The 17,309-nt window shown below is 31.7% G+C and carries 13 protein-coding genes; 5 read left to right on the top strand and 8 right to left on the bottom strand.

All coding sequences use genetic code 11. From position 1 onward, the window contains the following. Nucleotides 1–132 precede the first annotated feature (132 nt). The 4 genes from N5D46_RS07555 to N5D46_RS07540 all read right to left on the bottom strand — a co-directional run bounded on the left by N5D46_RS07555 (nucleotide 133) and on the right by N5D46_RS07540 (nucleotide 5,676). Nucleotides 133–2,409 carry a cation:proton antiporter gene (locus N5D46_RS07555; protein WP_280049632.1) on the bottom strand — a complete coding sequence of 759 codons (2,277 nt, stop codon included), beginning with the start codon at nucleotides 2,407–2,409 and terminating at the stop codon, nucleotides 133–135. A gap of 98 nt (nucleotides 2,410–2,507) precedes the next feature. Further along, nucleotides 2,508–3,167 (bottom strand): response regulator, encoded by a 660-nt coding sequence (locus N5D46_RS07550; RefSeq protein ID WP_280049631.1) that lies wholly within the window; start codon nucleotides 3,165–3,167, stop codon nucleotides 2,508–2,510. A gap of 31 nt (nucleotides 3,168–3,198) precedes the next feature. Beyond that, nucleotides 3,199–3,957, bottom strand: a complete 759-nt coding sequence (locus N5D46_RS07545; protein WP_280045221.1) for a sensor histidine kinase — start codon at nucleotides 3,955–3,957, stop codon at nucleotides 3,199–3,201. A 96-nt stretch (nucleotides 3,958–4,053) separates the two neighbouring features. Continuing rightward, a complete protein-coding gene (locus N5D46_RS07540) occupies nucleotides 4,054–5,676 on the bottom strand; it encodes an ATP-binding cassette domain-containing protein (RefSeq protein ID WP_038332655.1) in 1,623 nt (540 codons plus the stop codon). 66 nt (nucleotides 5,677–5,742) lie between these two features. Between N5D46_RS07540 and smpB the strand changes: the two genes are divergently transcribed. Then, complete coding sequence (gene smpB / locus N5D46_RS07535) at nucleotides 5,743–6,195, top strand: SsrA-binding protein SmpB (protein ID WP_038332657.1); 453 nt, start codon at nucleotides 5,743–5,745, stop codon at nucleotides 6,193–6,195. A gap of 65 nt (nucleotides 6,196–6,260) precedes the next feature. After that, nucleotides 6,261–7,763: an OmpA family protein gene (locus N5D46_RS07530; RefSeq protein WP_280045222.1), complete on the top strand. Its 1,503-nt coding sequence runs from the start codon at nucleotides 6,261–6,263 to the stop codon at nucleotides 7,761–7,763. A 79-nt stretch (nucleotides 7,764–7,842) separates the two neighbouring features. Here the strand turns inward: N5D46_RS07530 and N5D46_RS07525 are convergent, their stop codons facing one another. Then, nucleotides 7,843–9,474 (bottom strand): AarF/UbiB family protein, encoded by a 1,632-nt coding sequence (locus N5D46_RS07525; RefSeq protein WP_280049630.1) that lies wholly within the window; start codon nucleotides 9,472–9,474, stop codon nucleotides 7,843–7,845. A 241-nt stretch (nucleotides 9,475–9,715) separates the two neighbouring features. Here N5D46_RS07525 and rpsA point away from each other — a divergent pair, with 241 nt between their 5' ends. The 3 genes from rpsA (at nucleotide 9,716) to N5D46_RS07510 (ending at nucleotide 13,236) form a co-directional block, all read left to right on the top strand. Then, nucleotides 9,716–11,542, top strand: a complete 1,827-nt coding sequence (gene rpsA / locus N5D46_RS07520; RefSeq protein ID WP_115001847.1) for a 30S ribosomal protein S1 — start codon at nucleotides 9,716–9,718, stop codon at nucleotides 11,540–11,542. Nucleotides 11,543–11,736: 194 nt separating this feature from the next. Further along, nucleotides 11,737–12,213 carry an Lrp/AsnC family transcriptional regulator gene (locus tag N5D46_RS07515; RefSeq protein ID WP_038332665.1) on the top strand — a complete coding sequence of 159 codons (477 nt, stop codon included), beginning with the start codon at nucleotides 11,737–11,739 and terminating at the stop codon, nucleotides 12,211–12,213. A gap of 15 nt (nucleotides 12,214–12,228) precedes the next feature. Beyond that, nucleotides 12,229–13,236 carry an EamA family transporter gene (locus N5D46_RS07510; protein ID WP_280049629.1) on the top strand — a complete coding sequence of 336 codons (1,008 nt, stop codon included), beginning with the start codon at nucleotides 12,229–12,231 and terminating at the stop codon, nucleotides 13,234–13,236. Nucleotides 13,237–13,292: 56 nt separating this feature from the next. On the opposite strand, the gene N5D46_RS07505 is transcribed toward N5D46_RS07510, so the two are convergent. The 3 genes from N5D46_RS07505 to N5D46_RS07495 all read right to left on the bottom strand — a co-directional run bounded on the left by N5D46_RS07505 (nucleotide 13,293) and on the right by N5D46_RS07495 (nucleotide 17,309). Continuing rightward, nucleotides 13,293–14,606 carry an Ig-like domain-containing protein gene (locus N5D46_RS07505; protein WP_219034404.1) on the bottom strand — a complete coding sequence of 438 codons (1,314 nt, stop codon included), beginning with the start codon at nucleotides 14,604–14,606 and terminating at the stop codon, nucleotides 13,293–13,295. A gap of 108 nt (nucleotides 14,607–14,714) precedes the next feature. Continuing rightward, entirely contained in the window at nucleotides 14,715–15,839 is a 1,125-nt protein-coding gene (gene ribB / locus N5D46_RS07500) for a 3,4-dihydroxy-2-butanone-4-phosphate synthase (RefSeq protein WP_280035473.1), read from the bottom strand. 9 nt (nucleotides 15,840–15,848) lie between these two features. After that, the gene (locus N5D46_RS07495) at nucleotides 15,849–17,309 is read right to left on the bottom strand and encodes an LptF/LptG family permease (RefSeq protein WP_280049628.1); all 1,461 of its coding nucleotides are present in this window, start codon (nucleotides 17,307–17,309) and stop codon (nucleotides 15,849–15,851) included.

Here is a 17,309-nt window from a genome sequence, read left to right as displayed (position 1 = left end):
TAAGTAATAAAATTTTATACATTTTTTTTAGGTTTATTAAATTGTAGATTTTATTTTTTTGTACAACTAAAATTAAAAAAAATATTTAATCTAAATCTATCATTAAAAACCACTAATATAATTAATTTTCCTCTACTCAGAAATAATCAAAGTGGTTGGTACATTGGAAATCCAAATGCTTTTCGTTTCGATAAGGTTTTTCCAGCTTTCCATACTAATCATCATCAAATCCATTTCATCCAAAAACTCTTTATCCAATTGTTGTTTGTACGAAAGACTAATATGATTTGGAGCAATATTTTCGATACTACGAATAATTTCTTTTACTTCTGAATGACGTTTCGTGTAACCGCTTACGTCTACAATAATAATTTGCGATTCGCTATTCGAGATTAATCGTTGAGCATATTTCAGTAAATCGGCATCTTTATTTCCGAAAAGAGGTAGAAAAACTTTTTCTGCTTTAGTAAAATTTTTGTCCAAAACAATTCCAACAGGAACTGTTGATTTGTTCAATAATTGTTTCGTTCTTTCGTTGAAAATTGAATGATCAAACATGTTTTCTTTTCCAGTAACTTGACCAATCAAAATATCTGGATCGATAATTTTTGTCGTAAATCCTAAAATATTTCCTAATAACGAACCCGAATAAATAGAATTTCTAACACCCATCAACATTAAATCGTAATCACCTTTTTGTGCAATATCAATTGTCTCAAAAACCATATCTGTAGAAACTTTGAACATTGTCGTTACATCTTGATGTAATTCTTTGGAAACCTCAATAATCGGTTCGAAAATTTCTGCTTCTCTATCTTCAAGATTGAAATGTTGCACTTCGCTACTTTTCATCACATGAATTGCCGAAACAAGTGAGTTTTCGTCTTGTTTTTTGATAAAGCTATTAGCTATTCGTAACAATTCAGCACCTTTTTCAGGTGTTTGAAAATCAATTAATATTTTATATTTCTGACTTTGACTAATTTCAGAAAGTTCATTTTCTATCTTTTGTTTTCGAAAAATCCAATTGATTAAATCTAAAGCTGGACCTGTCATAAAAGTTGTGACCAAAGCCATTATCACCATCATAGCGAAAACTTCTGGTGTTAAGACACCTAAATCATATCCAATGTTTAGCACGACTAATTCCATCAAACCTCGTGTATTCATTAAGGCACCAATGGTCAAACTGTCTCTCCAGTTTTGTCCAACAAATTTAGCGGCTACTGCACTTCCAACAAATTTTCCTGTTACAGCTACCAAAATAATCATTCCCGCAGTTTGCCATAAATGTGGACTATCTAATAATCCAATTTGTGTTCTTAAACCTGTAAAAACAAAGAACAGCGGAAGTAATAAAACCAATGAAACATCTTCTATTTTTTCGATGAATAAATTTCTAAATTTCACATTTTCAGGCATAATTGTTCCAGCTAAAAAAGCTCCAAATAATGCATGAATTCCTATGATTTCACTTAAGTATGAAGAAATAATTAAGACCAAGAAAAAGATTCCAATGATAGGTTTTGTAAGCGTTGTTTTGCTCGAATGTACGTCTGCAATTCTCTTTAGGAAAGGACGAACGAAACGAACCATCGCGATAACGTAAACAATTGCGAGTAAAATAACATACAATGAACTGATGAATGAGCCAGCTTTTACAATGGCGATAACCGCGGCTAATAAACACCAAGCCGTGATATCGTCGGCTGCAGCGCAAGTAATTACAATAGAACCTAAACGAGTTTTGCTAATCCCGCGTTCTTGTACAATACGAGCCAGAACGGGAAAGGCTGTAATACTCATCGAAATTCCGATAAAAAGGGCAAATGATAGAAAGTTAATTCCTTCTGGAGCAAATTCCATATAAATTAATCCAGCTAGAGCTAAACCAAGTGTAAATGGAATAATGATACTCGCGTGACTAATAACTATGGCGTCTTGTGCATTTTTCTTTAGCACTTTAAGGTCTAACTCCATTCCGATGACATACATGAATAGGATCAAACCTATCTGACTGATAAATTCTAAGTTTCCTAACGATTCTTTTGGAAAAAGATCTCCGAAAAATTCTGGGAAATGCATTCCTATAAAAGAAGGACCAAGGAAAATACCTGCAATAATTTCTCCAATTACAGTTGGTTGTCCAATTTTATTAAAAATCCATCCAAAAACCCTTGCGGTAAATATAATGGTCACAATTTGTGCTAATAAAATAGCAAGCGGATGTCCAATATTATGCGTAATACTGTTGATGAAATCATTGAAGTAATTGCTTCCGTTTGCAGCTTGTACAACATGTTTTCCTGCTTCCATTTCTTCTGCTCTTATCACAATAAAATACATCATGATTGAACAAAGTAGAATGGTTACGATATAAAAAATTGAATTTCTTGTCGATTTTTTCATGGCGTTAATTTTCAACAAAAGTCAGAAATTAATTTACAGAAAAATATCAATATTTTTTAAACTCGAGTAAAATGTAATGAAATGGATTTTTTTTGTAATCAAATTGAAATTTGAGCAATAAAATTAGCTTTGTAAACTTCGCTTAATACCAAATTGATTTCTTTATTTTCTTTTGATAAAACATCTAAAGTAACGTTGTCTGAGTGGAAATATTTGATGTGATGTAAGCTGATTATTTCTCGTTTGTTGATACGGACAAAATCTTTTTCGGGTAACATTTCTGACAATGCATCGAGTGTGATATTTTTCAAAATCAAGAATGATAAATCTTGATAATAAACCACTTTATCACGGCTGTCAACGGTAGAAGTTGTAATGTACAAAATTTGATTAAACTGCAACAAAATTTTTCCTTTATCCGAGTTTAATTGCACAAAATTATTTGGTGTCGAAAAACTATTTTGCAAACGTTTTTTTACTTTGTCAACAGCTTGTTGTAAACGCTCTTTTTTGATTGGTTTTTGAATATAATCTGTCGCATCTAAATCAAAAGCGTCAACAGCATATTCCTTATAAGCAGTAGAAAAAATAAACGGTTTTTCTTTTAATAAATTAGCGATTTGTAAACCATTTATTTTAGGCATTTCGATGTCTAAAATACAAAAGTCAAAATCTAAATTTTCAATTTCGTTAATGAATAATTCAGGATCAACATAAGCTTTCACAACTTCTATATCCTCCATTTGTTCACACAACATTTTTAGGTACTTTAACCCAAGAATTTCGTCGTCAATTAGTATGCATTTTAGTATAAAACTCATGTAGATTTATTTTTAAGTTGGCTACAAAAATATCTTGTTCAATAGTTTTAGAAAGTGAAAAATCGTCGCCGTAAACCATTTTCAAGCGATGTTCTAATGATTGACTTCCATGTCCGCCAGTTTCTTTTTTTAAACTATTTTTTGGTGAAATTTTATTCATTACCTGAATTTGAAATGATTTATTATTCAGTTCAAGCAAAATTTTTATGAATGAATTGGCTTGTTGGAAATCGGTGTGTTTGAAAGCATTTTCAATAAAATCAATACTTAATAAAGGTAAGATAATTTTTTCTTGATAATAAGGTGAAGTTTCATCAATTTTTGTTTTAACTTGAAAATCAAACAAAGGCGAAACTTTTACTTTATTAATTTCAATAAAGTTTTTAGTGAAATCTATTTCATCTTTTATCGTCACAAAATTGTCTTTGCTTTCGTACAAAATATAATCCAATACATTAGCTAATTTATCAATCGTATAATAGGTTTGGTACGCATTGGATTGAATCGAATTGAGAATATTTTTGAACAAATGTGGATTCAATTTTGCTTCGTATGACTCTAGTTTTAACTCGTCAACTTTTGTAGATAAATTGTCTAAACGTTGCGTTTGCTCATGACTTATTTTTTTCTCAGATTTTAATGAATTGATCAAATATGTAATCATAATGATTAGAAAAATAATCAATGCAATAATGAGATAAAGTAATATGGTAGGAAGTTGAATCATGCGAAAAATTCTAACTCAAAGATAGAATAATTTATGAATAAAAAAATCCAGAAAGTAGAACCTTCTGGATTTTTAGAAATATTGTGAAAGAAATTATTAAGCGTAATATTTTGCTTTTAATTCTTTTACTTTTGGATCATCTAAGAATTCATCATATGTCATATAACGATCGATGATTCCGTTTGGAGTTAACTCGATAATACGGTTACAAGTTGTTTGAATCAATTCGTGGTCATGAGAACCCATTAAAATTGTTCCTTTGAAATTAACCAAAGAATTATTCAATGCTGTAATCGATTCTAAGTCTAAGTGACCTGTTGGCTCGTCTAACAATAATACGTTTGCACGTAATAACATCATGCGAGAGAACATACAACGCATTTTTTCACCTCCTGATAAAACAGAAGATTTTTTAAGAGCTTCGTCTCCAGAGAATAACATTTTCCCTAAGAAACCACGCATAAATTCTTCGTGACGTTCATCGTCTGATTCTGTATATTGACGTAACCAATCAACCAAGTTGATATCTTCTTTGAAGAAATCTGTATTATCTAAAGGTAAATACGCTTGTGTTGTTGTAATTCCCCAAGTAAAATCTCCAGAATCTGGCTGAGCTTTTCCTGAAAGAATTTCGAAAAATTGAGAAACCGCTTTCGAGTTACGAGAGAAAATACCAATTTTATCACCTTTTTTCAAGTTGATGTTTGCATCTTTAAATAAAACTTCTCCATCTACAGAAGCAGATAAATTGTTTACTTCTAAGATTTGATCACCAGCCTCACGCGATTGTTCCCAGATAAGTGCTGGATATCGACGAGAAGAAGGTTTGATATCTTCGATATTTAATTTCTCGATCATTTTCTTACGAGAAGTCGTTTGTTTTGCTTTAGCAACGTTAGAAGAGAAACGAGCAATGAAATCTTGTAATTCCTTTTTCTTTTCTTCAGCTTTTTTGTTTTGTTGCGCACGTTGTTTTGCAGCTAACTGAGAAGACTCGTACCAGAATGTATAGTTACCAGAATATAGGTTTAATTTAGAGAAATCTAAATCACAAATATGCGTACAAACTGCGTCTAAGAAGTGACGGTCGTGCGATACAACGATTACAGTATTCTCGAAATTACCTAAGAAATCCTCTAACCATTGAATTGTATTAACGTCCAATTCGTTGGTAGGCTCATCTAAGATTAACACGTCAGGATTTCCAAATAAAGCTTGAGCAATCAAAATACGAACTTTCGCTTTATTATCTAAATCTCCCATTAATGTATAATGCATATCCGAATCAATTCCTACATTCGATAATAATGTAGCAGCATCAGATTCTGCATTCCATCCGTTCATTTCTTCATAAACGACACCTAATTCTCCTGCTTTGATACCATCTTCTTCAGAAAAATCTGGTTTAGCATATAAAGCATCCATACGTTCTTTAATATCGTATAATACTTTATTTCCACGTAAAACAGTATCCAATACTGTATATTCGTCATATTTGAAGTGATTCTGTTCTAAGACAGACATACGTTTTCCTTTTTCAAGACTAACTTGTCCTGAAGTTGGATCGATTTCACCTGATAATATTTTTAAGAAAGTAGATTTTCCTGCTCCATTGGCACCAATTATCCCGTAACAGTTGCCATTTGTAAATTTTATATTAACTTCGTCGAAAAGTACACGCTTGCCGAATTGAAGCGATAAATTAGAAACATTTAACATAATTTTTGGTATGATGTTTGTTTGACCTTCCGGCAAAGTTACAAATTTTAATTGGAATAAAATAAAGTGCAGAAAGAAGTTACGATTAAGAATAAACGTGCAAGGTTTGAGTATGAATTATTAGATTCTTACGAAGCCGGCATCCAATTATTTGGGACTGAAATAAAATCTATCCGAATGGGAAAAGCTTCGATTACTGAAAGTTTTTGTCAAATGAAGGATGGAGAACTCTATATTGTTAATATGTTTATTGACGAATATGATTGGGGAACATACTTTAATCATAAAACGAGACGAGACAGAAAACTTTTATTACAAAAATCTGAGTTGCGAAAATTAGAACGCAAAACGAAAGAGACAGGATTGACAATTGTAGCAACCACGCTGTTTATAAACAATAAAGGGTTGGCAAAATTGAAGATATATTTGGCAAAAGGGAAGAAACTTTTTGACAAAAGAAACACAATAAAAGGAAAAGATTTGAAAAGAGATTTGGATAGAATGATAAAGAATTCTTAAATTTGTCTTATAATTGTATAAAATTAAGTAAAATTTAATATATTTAAAACGCTAAATATTTGATAATGAAAAAGTTTAATCTATTATTATCTGCAGTAGTATTATTCCTAGCGGGTAATTCTTTTGTAGATGCTCAGAATTCTAAGAATCCTTGGGCAATTACAGTTGGTGCTCACGCAGTTGATCACAACTCGATCACTGGACCATTCAACCAGTATTTCAAAACAGATAATTGGGATATCGTTCCTCCTTTATCTAAATTATCTATCATCCGTAACTTAAACAGATCTTTTGATGTTGATTTAACTGCTTCAGTAGGTGAAGTTGATAACAACAGATTACGTATCAAAGATGAATTATTCATCAATGCTGGTTTAGGTTTACGTTATAAGTTAGCTAATGGTTATATCTTAAAAGAAGATTCTTGGTTTGATCCATATATCCGTGTAGGTGCTGGTTACCACAGATACGACTACACAGGATTACAATTTCCATTAACAGCTTACTATGGTAATGGTGATGGAAATGAAACTTATCAATTAACTGAAGTTGAAGATTTAGAGAAAAATCATTTCGTAGCTTCTTTAGGTGCTGGATTTAACTTATGGTTTACTAAAAACTTCGGTTTAAACGTTGCTTCTGATTATAACTGGTTACCAGCTTACGGAGGAAACAATTATTTTGACTTCTTCCAACACACAGTAGGAGTTACTTTCCGTTTCGGAAGACCAGATAGAGATAAAGATGGTATTCCTGATGATGAAGATGCATGTCCAGATACTCCAGGTATTGCTACAAATGATCCATCAACAAACGGATGTCCAGATACTGATGGAGATGGAATCTTTGATAAAGATGATGCTTGTCCAACAGAATTTGGTTTAGCTGAATTCCAAGGTTGTCCAGATACAGATGGTGATGGTGTTCCAGATAAAGACGATGCTTGTCCAACAGTTCCAGGACCAATTGAAAACAATGGTTGTCCTTGGCCAGATAGAGATGGTGACGGTATTCCTGATAAAGATGATGCTTGTCCAGATGTACCAGGTTTACCTCAATTCCAAGGTTGTCCAGATACAGATGGTGATGGTATTCCAGATCCAGATGATGCTTGTCCAACTGTACCAGGACCAAAAGAAAATAACGGATGTCCATGGACTGAAGTTCACGTAGCAAAACGTTTATCTAATATTTTATTCGAATACAACTCTGATAAAATTGTTCCTTCTTCTTACGAAGATGTACGTGTAGCTGCTCAAATTTTAAATTCTGATGATTTAAAAGAAAAAAGCTTCTACATTGACGGACATGCTGACCAAAGAGGTAAAGACGCTTATAACAAAACATTATCTTTAAAACGTGCTCAAGCGTTAGTTAATATTTTAGTTGAAAGAGGTGGAGTGGATAAAGCTCGTTTAACTGCTCGTGGTTTAGGAAAATCTCAATTGTTATGTACTGAAAACACTGAAGAGTGTTACCAAAGAAACAGACGTGTTGAGGTATTACCTAGAACAGCTGTAGTAACTGAAACAAAAGTTATCAAAAAAACAGCTACAAAAAAGAAATAATAATTCTTTGAATAGCTTACAATAGAAATAGCCACCTCATTGAGGTGGCTATTTTATTTTTATGAAATTAGGATTAAAATTATTTCTTTCTAAAAACCAATATAATGATGCAACCAGCTGTAAAAATAGATAACAAATAGCCAATCCAAGAAAGTAACGGCATATCCAAAACTATGGGACGAACAGTCGTATTCGCAAGCATACTTGCTCCAATTCCAAAAGCTAAAGTAAGAATAGCTAAAACAAGTTTATTGATACTATCTTTTATTAATTTCTGAATATTATCTATTTGGTCAATCTTGAAGTTTAAAGCCAATTTATCATTGTTTACTTTTTCAATTAATTTCAAGGTATCTTCTGGCAAATCGTTGATTAAATCCTGAATATCTTTAAAATTATCAATTGCTTTTTTACTCAAATATTTAGGATGAAATTTTTGTCGAGCCAATTTTACTGCATAAGGGCGCATCGAACGTTGCACATTAAGATCAGCGTGTAATTGTTGTCCAATTCCTTCTATAAGCGCAATTCCGCGTAGTAAAATGTAAACATATTCGGGTAATAAAACATGATTTCGCTGTAGAATATTATTGAATTTTTTGATGATGATTTGAACTTCTATCGTATCAACGGTATTGTATTCTAAGTAATCAAAAATATCTGCAATATCACGTTCTAATTGTTTTTCGTTTTCGATATAATGTTTAATTGCCATTTTTTTGAGTGAACGAACAATTCGTTTCGGATTTTTTAATCCAAAATCAATTACAACATTTTCTAAAGCCTCTTTTTCGTTGATGGCTAAAATTCCCATCGAACCAAAATCTATAAAAGCAAGTCGTCCATCTTTTAAAATAAAAATATTTCCGGGATGTGGATCAGCATGAAAAAATCCATCATCAAGTAATTGTTTCAAATAAATATCAAAACCTTTCTGTACGATTTTTTTCGGGTCAACTCCTAAAGCTTCTAACTGTTCAACATCGTTTACCTTGAAGCCTTCGATGAATTCCATGCAAAGAAAATTATTGTTCGAATAATCTTCATATGTTTTCGGAACATAAACATCTTTACTATTCTCGAAATTTTTTCTGAAACGTTCGATGTTCTGAAATTCATTGGTTAATGAAAGTTCTTTCAGAATTGAATTTTCAAATGATTTTTCGATTTCAGAAATGAATAATTTTTGAAGTTTCTCATATTTTTTTTCCAAAAAATGAACAATGTCTCGAATCAGGGCTAAATCTGATTCAATTATTTTCTGAATATTAGATCGTTTTACTTTGAAAACAACTTTTTCTCCATTCAACAAAGTGGCACGATAAACTTGCGAAATACTTGCAGCAGCAAAAGGTTGTTCTTCTATAAAAAGAAAATGTTCGTCTGGTTCTATTCCAAATTCATCTCTAATTTTTTGTTTGATGTCAATTTCTTCTGGCGGAACATTATCTTGTAATTTTTTTAGTTCTTCAACCAAAGATTCAGGAACCAAATCTTTACGATTACTCAATAATTGTCCAAATTTTATATAGGTCGGACCAAGTTCTTCCAAAGCCATTCGGAAACGTTGATTGAATGATTGGTTGAAAAATTCGGTATTGTGATCAGAATGAAACAAATCATTTCCGCGAGAAAGAATTTCTTCAAAACCATATTTAGAAACGACTTTTACGATTTTAGAAAATCGTTTTATTTTCTTTAGACTATCCATAAAGTTGAGATTCGATTACAAGTTACGAATAAACAAGTGTGTAATTTCTTTATAAAATCTTAAATTTCTTTGAGTTGAATCTAAAATTATTCCAAATATTAAAATATAATTGTTTATCTTTGCACTCGCTAAAATGGTTTAGGAATCAAGCGATTAATTATTAAGTTAAACATCTCTCGGTCATTTATTTGCATTTGAAGATTTCGAAATAAAATAGATTGAGATACAAATTTTTAGAATTATGTCTAAAGAAACAAAACAAGAGGAGGTACAAGAAGTTGTATTAAACACTCCAGTATTAGATGCGTCTGCTAATGCAAACGTAGCGCCAGAATCATTTGATTGGGAATCTTTCGAATCAGGATTAAACGAAGAAGATCGTAAAGAAAAAGCTGAATTAGAGCAAATGTACGATACAACTTTAGAAGACTTACATGAGAATGAAGTATTCAAAGGACAAGTTGTACGTATTACAGATAAAGAAGCTATCGTAGATATCAACTTCAAATCAGAAGGTGTTATTTCATTAAACGAATTCCGTTACAACTCAGACTTGAAAGTTGGGGATATTGTTGAAGTAATGGTTGATCAACGTGAAGATAAAAATGGTCAATTAATTTTATCTCACAAAAAAGCTCGTACATTAAATGCATGGGATGCTGTTAATAAAGCACACGATTCTCAAGAAATCGTTAACGGTTACATCAAAGCTCGTACTAAAGGTGGTATGATCGTTGACGTATTCGGAATTGAAGCTTTCTTACCAGGTTCTCAAATCGATGTTAAACCAATCCGTGATTACGAACAATTCGTAGGAAAAACTATGGAGTTCAAAGTTGTTAAAATCAACCCAGAATTCAAAAACGTAGTAGTTTCTCACAAAGCGTTAATCGAGGCTGATATCGAAGTTCAGAAAAAAGAAATCGTTGCTCAATTAGAGAAAGGACAAGTATTAGAAGGTGAAGTTAAAAACATCACATCTTACGGTGTATTCGTAGACTTAGGAGGTGTTGACGGTTTAATCCACATTACTGACTTATCTTGGTCTCGTATCAACCACCCATCTGAAATCTTAGAAGATGGACAAAAAATCAACGTTGTAATCTTAGATTTCGACGAAGATAAATCTCGTATCCAATTAGGTATTAAACAATTAGAAGCTCATCCATGGGATGCTTTAGATGCTGATATCAAAGTTGGTGATAAAGTTAAAGGAAAAGTAGTTGTTTTAGCTGACTACGGTGCATTCGTTGAGGTTGCTCCAGGTGTAGAAGGTTTAATCCACGTTTCTGAAATGTCATGGTCTACTCACTTACGTTCTGCTCAAGATTTCGTAAAAGTAGGTGATGAGGTTGAAGCAGTAGTTTTAACTTTAGATAGAGAAGAAAGAAAAATGTCTTTAGGTATCAAACAATTAACTCCAGATCCTTGGACAGATATTACAACTAAATACCCAGTAGGTTCTACTCACAAAGGTAAAGTTCGTAACTTCACTAACTTCGGTGTATTCGTAGAATTAGAAGAAGGTGTTGACGGATTAATCTACATTTCTGACTTATCTTGGACTAAGAAAATCAAACACCCATCAGAATTCTGTGCAGTTGATGATATTTTAGACGTAGTAGTGTTAGAATTAGACGTAGAAGCTCGTCGTTTATCTTTAGGTCACAAACAATTAACTGAAAACCCATGGGATCAGTACGAAGCTAAATATGCAGTAGGTACAGTTCACACAGGTAAAGCAGTTGACGTATTTGACAAAGGTGCTACAGTACAATTCGAAGATGCTGACGTTGAAGCTTTCGCTCCAGCTCGTACATTAGAGAAAGAAGACGGATCTCGTATCAAAAAAGGTGAAGAAACATCTTTCAAAGTTATCGAGTTCAACAAAGAATTCCGTCGCGTTGTAGTTTCTCACACAGCTACTTTCCGTGAGGAAGAAGTTAAAGCTGAGAGATCATCTAACAATAATAACAACAATTCATCTAACACAATCGAAACTTCTACTTTAGGAGATATCGATTCATTAGCAGAATTGAAAAAGAAAATGGAAGAAGGAGGAAACTAATTCTCTAACCAAAATTTTTTAAAATAATAGAAAGGCTACTCATTTTTTGAGTAGCCTTTTCTTTTGAATAATGATGTTGTTTTATAGAATTAAAATGAATTTAATTTATAGTTTAAAATCATATCAAGAATAACATACAATTTTTGATATATTTTTTGAATATTATTCAAAATAGTCTTAATTTTGCAGTCGAAATGGAAAAGATAGAATTTAATTTAGATGCTACTGATTTGAAAATCATGCGATTAATGCAAGATAATGCACGTATTAACAATGCGGATATCGCAAGAGAATTGGGAATGGCACCTTCTGGAATATTAGAACGTGTGAAAAAGCTTGAAAATAAACAAGTTATTTTGGCTTATCACGCAAAAATAAATCCAGTGGCAGTTGGACAAAAATTACTTTCGTACATGTTCATCAAAACCGTAGATATTATCGGTGATGAAACAGTAGGAAGACAACTTGCCGAAATTCCAGAAGTTTTAGAGGTTCATGATATTGCTGGAGAAGATGGTTATCTAATCAAAGTGAGAACTTCTGATAACGAAGGTTTGGTGGAATTGATGCGCAAACATTTGAGTAAAATTGGCGGAATCACTTCTACGCGTACAACTATAGTTTTACAAACAATAAAAGAAGAACAAAATATCGTTATACCAACGATTTAAAAAAATATAGATTGAATGAAAGGGAATCAACCAAGTAAGTGGCTGATTATTGCAGCGTATTTCGTGGTTTATGTAGTTTGGGGATCAACTTATTTTTTTATAGATAAGGCTTTGCATGGTTTTAGTCCGTTTATTTTGGGTTCGTTTCGCTTTATTGCGGCGAGCACAATGTTGATGGGGTATTGTAAATTGAAAGGTTACAAGCTGTGGGATAAACAAATAGTGAAACAATGTATGTTTACAGGTTTTATGTTGTTGTTTATTGATATGGCTGGGATTATTTGGTCCGAACAATTTTTACCAAGTGGAATTGTTGCAATTATGGCAGCATCGGCAGCAATTTGGTTTATTGTGTTAGATAAACCGAAATGGAAACAAAATTTTTCAAGTATTCCTACTATTTTAGGTGTTCTGTTAGGTTTTGTTGGCGTTTTGATGTTGTTCTATGAACAAACAACCACTGTGCATGCAGATGCAGATCAACAATTCTTAAATATGATTGGGTTGATTGTTCTTATCTTTTGTTCGATTGCTTGGACGTTAGGTTCTTTGTATTCAAAATATGTAACAGAAAAGCAGAAAAAAGAAGTTACGAAACCAAAAGAAGATTTGAACATCATGGTCAAAACGGCTTGGCAAATGATTACTGCTGGAGTTTTGTTTAATACAGTTGCAATCTTCAATGGAGAATATGCTAATTTCAATTTTGCGAATGTAGTGACAGAAGATTGGATGGCAATGGTTTATTTAACAACTTTTGGCTCTATTCTTGCTTTCGGATCATATGTTTGGTTGTTGCAATACCGACCAGCTGTGGAAGTTTCTACTTATGCATATGTAAACCCTATTGTAGCCGTTGCATTGAGTTATTTTTTTACAGATGATGTCGTAACTCATTTGCAGATTTATGGTTTGGCAGTAATTTTGTTCAGTGTTTTATTAATGAACTGGAATCTTTATAAAAACACAAAATTAGTTCAGAAAATTCTGCATTTTGTTTCTCGTAAACATTATGCGCATTAAATATTATGATGATTATTAATAAGAAAGCTTCTCGATTTCGAGAAGCTTTTTTTGTATTATTGAGTTTTAAAATTAATAATTAATTCATTGTTGTCTAATTTTAATGGGTAGCCATCTTCTGATTTGAAACCATTTGAAATTACAAATTCATATTCTTTAGTTGGAGTTAATTCCATAGTTATTACGAATGTAGTGTTATCATTAGAGAAATTGATTTTTGTAAACTTAGGACTATACTCTTTTCCTTTTTTTGAGAATCTTATTGAATATTCTTTTGGATTCATTGGTTTAGAAAATATAATTTTAAATTCTTTGATAGATGAATCTATATTTGTTGAACCATTTTCGAAAGGCTCAATTTTTATGATATAAGGTTGTTTTTTTTCGTATTCTTTTATTAATTGATCTTTATCAAAACCTTCTTCGTAAAAACCAGATTTTCTTAGAAAATTTTCAACTTCTTTTTCATCTTGATAATTCAGTTCAATAATATCTTTTATCGCTTGTTTTTTATTTTTAGCTTGATTGTAATATGATTTACATATTTCATATCCAATAAAATATCCCAGATCAGCAGCTTCACCCTTTTGTCCTCCATTGTATAACCAATTTGAAAAATCATCTATAAACATCTCTTCTTTAAATTGTTTTTTCAAATCATCGAAGTGCTGTTTTCCATAAAAAATATATTGTTTTTCAATTGGTTCTCCTAAAACAAGCTCTGTAATAAAATCGCACGAACCTTCTTTTAGGGTATGGTGTAATAATGAGTTGTTTTCATTTGGTTTTTGTTGTGTGTGTACATATTCATGAATATTTAGTGAAATAATATTATCAAGTGATTGCTTCGCAAAAACATTTTTTAGCCAATCATTTTCAAATTCTGAAACATCTGTTTTTGGAATTCCTGTAGCGATTTCAGAACCAACTAAAACCATATTTTCATATAAAGTTCCACCTGAACGCAAGCCACCAATTGTAAAATACATTTCTCCTTCTTTTAGCTCAGGATATAGTTTTTTTAGTTTTTTTACAGCTTTAGTTAATTCTTTTGTTTTATTTTTTATGGTAAGTGTATTAGGTCTAATAGAATTCCAAAACTTAGGATAATTATCAATAAGTTTAATATAAAGAGTATCATTATAATCTCTTACTTTCATAAAGGATTTTAAACCTTTTGTCCCTTTATCAATGTATAAAGTATTAATGAATTTTATTTTTTGTGAATAATTATTTGTAGTTTGAATACTATCAAAAGCTATCCAGAAATTATCTATATCAGAAGTGTAAATTTTATTAGCTATTGAATTTTGTCCAAATGAAATACTCGTAAGAATAAAAAATATTAAAGCTAAAGTTTTATTTTGCATATTGTGTTTTTATATGAGATGTCAATTTAATCAAAAAGTTACAAAATGATTCAAAAAAAAAAGCAGCTCTTCTCAGAACTGCTTTTGTATATTGTGATGAATTATTTCTTACAATTTAGTACATTTTACAATTTCCAAACCGTATTGCGTCGTATGTGGTTCTTCTAAAGTGCGTGTAATCAAATTCATTTTTTGGATGCCTAAATCTTTGATGATTTGAGAGCCAATTCCGTGATCTTTTTCATCGGCTGGTAAAACACCTGATTTAGATTTTCCTTCAGAAAAACTTTTGAAAATCTCTAATTTTTGTTCAATCAACTCAGAACTTTGAATGTTATTAATAAAAATTACAACACCTCTTTCTTCTTCGTTGATAATGTTCATTGTTTTTTCTAACAATGGTGTTTCGCCGTTTTGTAAAGCGCTAAACAAATCATAGTAGCTATTTGTTGATTTTACACGAACTGGAACTACATCATCTTTTGTCCATTTTCCTTTTTTCAAAGCGAAGTGAACTTGATTATTTGTTGTTTGTTGATAAGCGATTAATTCGTATTCTCCGAATCTTGTTTTTGCAGGAAATTGCTCGATACGTTTTACTAATGATTCGTTTTCTAATCGGTAAGCAATCAAATCTTCAATCGAAACAATTTTAAGATCAAATTTCTTCGCAATCTCTAACAATTCTGGCAAACGAGCCATTTCTCCATCTTCTTTCAAAATTTCGACAATACATCCAGCAGGATAATGTCCCGCCATGCGAGCTAAGTCAACAGCAGCTTCTGTATGTCCCATGCGAACCAAAACTCCACCATCTTTTGCTATAAGAGGGAAAATATGTCCTGGTTTTCCTAAATCATCTGGATTTGTATTTTCGTCAATTAAAGCTTGAATAGTTTTAGAACGATCCGAAGCCGAAATTCCTGTTGTACAACCATGTCCTTGTAAATCGACAGAAACGGTAAAATTCGTTTCATAAATCGCTGTATTGTGACCAACCATAAGATCTAAGCCTAATGCTTTACATCTTTGTTGTGTAAGTGGTGTACAAACCAATCCGCGTCCATGCGTTACCATAAAGTTGATGACTTCTGGCGTAGCAAACTCGGCGATACATAGGAAATCTCCTTCATTTTCACGATCTTCATCGTCAACTACAATGATAACTTTTCCTTGTTTTAAATCTTCTAAAGCTTCTTCAATTGTGTTTAATTGAGATGATCTATTTTCCATTGTTTTATGTTATTGATAACGAGAATGCTCCTCGTTTTTGTTTGTTTTCTTAAACTTATTAAAGTATTTTATAATCGGATCGATGTAAATACTTATGTCAAATAATCCTGAGTCTTGGTTGGCTTTATAACTAAATAAAATAGAGAACGGAAGCGCGATAATATTCGCTGCCCAAGCAGCAAAAGTTGAGTCTAATTTACCATTTTTCGCCATGTTTTCTGCGGAGAAATTTAGAATAAAATAGATAACGAATATGACAATAGAAATAACAACCGGCATTCCAATTCCTCCCTTTTTAACAATTGCTCCTAACGAAGATCCTATCAAAAAGAAAATAATACACGTTACTGCGTACGAAAAGTTTCGGTTGTAATGAATGTTTACTTTTGCATATAGTTTTTCTCGACCTATAATTTCTTGTTCAGAAAATAACATATTTTCTTGATCTCGATTTACCATTTGTATCGATTGATTGATAATTCTGTCTTGATCTTGAGCAGAATGTTCTTTTATATCGAAAATCATTTTGGTATTTACAGAATCAATCTCTTTCATTTTATGAAAGTAATAATAATTCTGATTGAACATATTTGTTTTTAAATCTGAATAATACTTTTTATAGTCTACATTTAACGAATCTATCAAATGTCTCAGACCTTTTCCATCCAAATATTTATACGAGTTTCCTGGATCTTCGTCTTTCCCTGAATTTAAAATATCCGAAATATCAATGTAATAATTAAGCGTATCAAATTTAGTATATTGATTTTCTTGACGTTTGCGTTGATCAAAGTTTTTATTTTTGATGTTATCGGTATAAGCAATTCCATCAAAAAGTTCCATTTTCAAGTAATGATTATCATTTTTGTCTGGTGCAAGATTTCCCTTTTTCGCAATAATTGTCATCGTATTTTCTCCAAAAGGTGCATTCTGATGAACAAAAACGTCTTCTAATTTTTCTGAATTTTCGCCCGTAACTTTATTAATTTTCATCTGAAAACCAGGAACCGTTTCAATAAAAACACCTTCTTTCATATTTACAGTAGGTTTTGTCTGTAAAATACTATAGAGCATTGTTCTTGCTTTTCGTTGAGAATAAGGCATTACTTTGTCTCCAAAATAATACAACCCTATTGACATTAACATAATTAATCCAAAAAGTGGGGCAAGAATTCTTGTTAAAGAGATTCCAGACGCTTTCATTGCTGCCAACTCGTAACGCTCACCAAATCCTCCCATTGTCATGATAGACCCCAAAAGAATGGTAAGTGGCAGTACAAGTTGCACCACGTTAATACCAAAATAAAAAAGTAATTCCGCTATAGTGTACCATTCTAAACCTTTTCCAATAAATTTTTCCATTTCTTGCCATGCAAACTGCACAATAAAGATGAAAAACAGAACACTAAAAATGAAAAAAAATGGACCTAAAAAGGTCTTAATTAAATACCAGTCAAGCTTTTTTAACAT

It is taken from the genome of Empedobacter sp. GD03865 (assembly GCF_029840775.1).
Lineage (GTDB): Bacteria > Bacteroidota > Bacteroidia > Flavobacteriales > Weeksellaceae > Empedobacter > Empedobacter falsenii_B.
Note: the sequence above shows the minus strand (reverse complement) of the source record. Positions and strands in the feature narration are given on the sequence as shown.

Coding starts and splice junctions, on each gene's coding strand:
- N5D46_RS07505 (WP_219034404.1), bottom strand. CDS start 14,606: ATGCAAAATAAAACTTTAGCTTTAATATTTTTTATTCTTACGAGTATT.
- N5D46_RS07510 (WP_280049629.1), top strand. CDS start 12,229: ATGAAAGGGAATCAACCAAGTAAGTGGCTGATTATTGCAGCGTATTTC.
- N5D46_RS07550 (WP_280049631.1), bottom strand. CDS start 3,167: ATGTTGTGTGAACAAATGGAGGATATAGAAGTTGTGAAAGCTTATGTT.
- rpsA (WP_115001847.1), top strand. CDS start 9,716: ATGTCTAAAGAAACAAAACAAGAGGAGGTACAAGAAGTTGTATTAAAC.
- N5D46_RS07530 (WP_280045222.1), top strand. CDS start 6,261: ATGAAAAAGTTTAATCTATTATTATCTGCAGTAGTATTATTCCTAGCG.
- N5D46_RS07540 (WP_038332655.1), bottom strand. CDS start 5,676: ATGTTAAATGTTTCTAATTTATCGCTTCAATTCGGCAAGCGTGTACTT.
- N5D46_RS07525 (WP_280049630.1), bottom strand. CDS start 9,474: ATGGATAGTCTAAAGAAAATAAAACGATTTTCTAAAATCGTAAAAGTC.
- N5D46_RS07545 (WP_280045221.1), bottom strand. CDS start 3,957: ATGATTCAACTTCCTACCATATTACTTTATCTCATTATTGCATTGATT.
- N5D46_RS07555 (WP_280049632.1), bottom strand. CDS start 2,409: ATGAAAAAATCGACAAGAAATTCAATTTTTTATATCGTAACCATTCTA.
- N5D46_RS07515 (WP_038332665.1), top strand. CDS start 11,737: ATGGAAAAGATAGAATTTAATTTAGATGCTACTGATTTGAAAATCATG.
- ribB (WP_280035473.1), bottom strand. CDS start 15,839: ATGGAAAATAGATCATCTCAATTAAACACAATTGAAGAAGCTTTAGAA.
- N5D46_RS07495 (WP_280049628.1), bottom strand. CDS start 17,309: ATGTTAAAAAAGCTTGACTGGTATTTAATTAAGACCTTTTTAGGTCCA.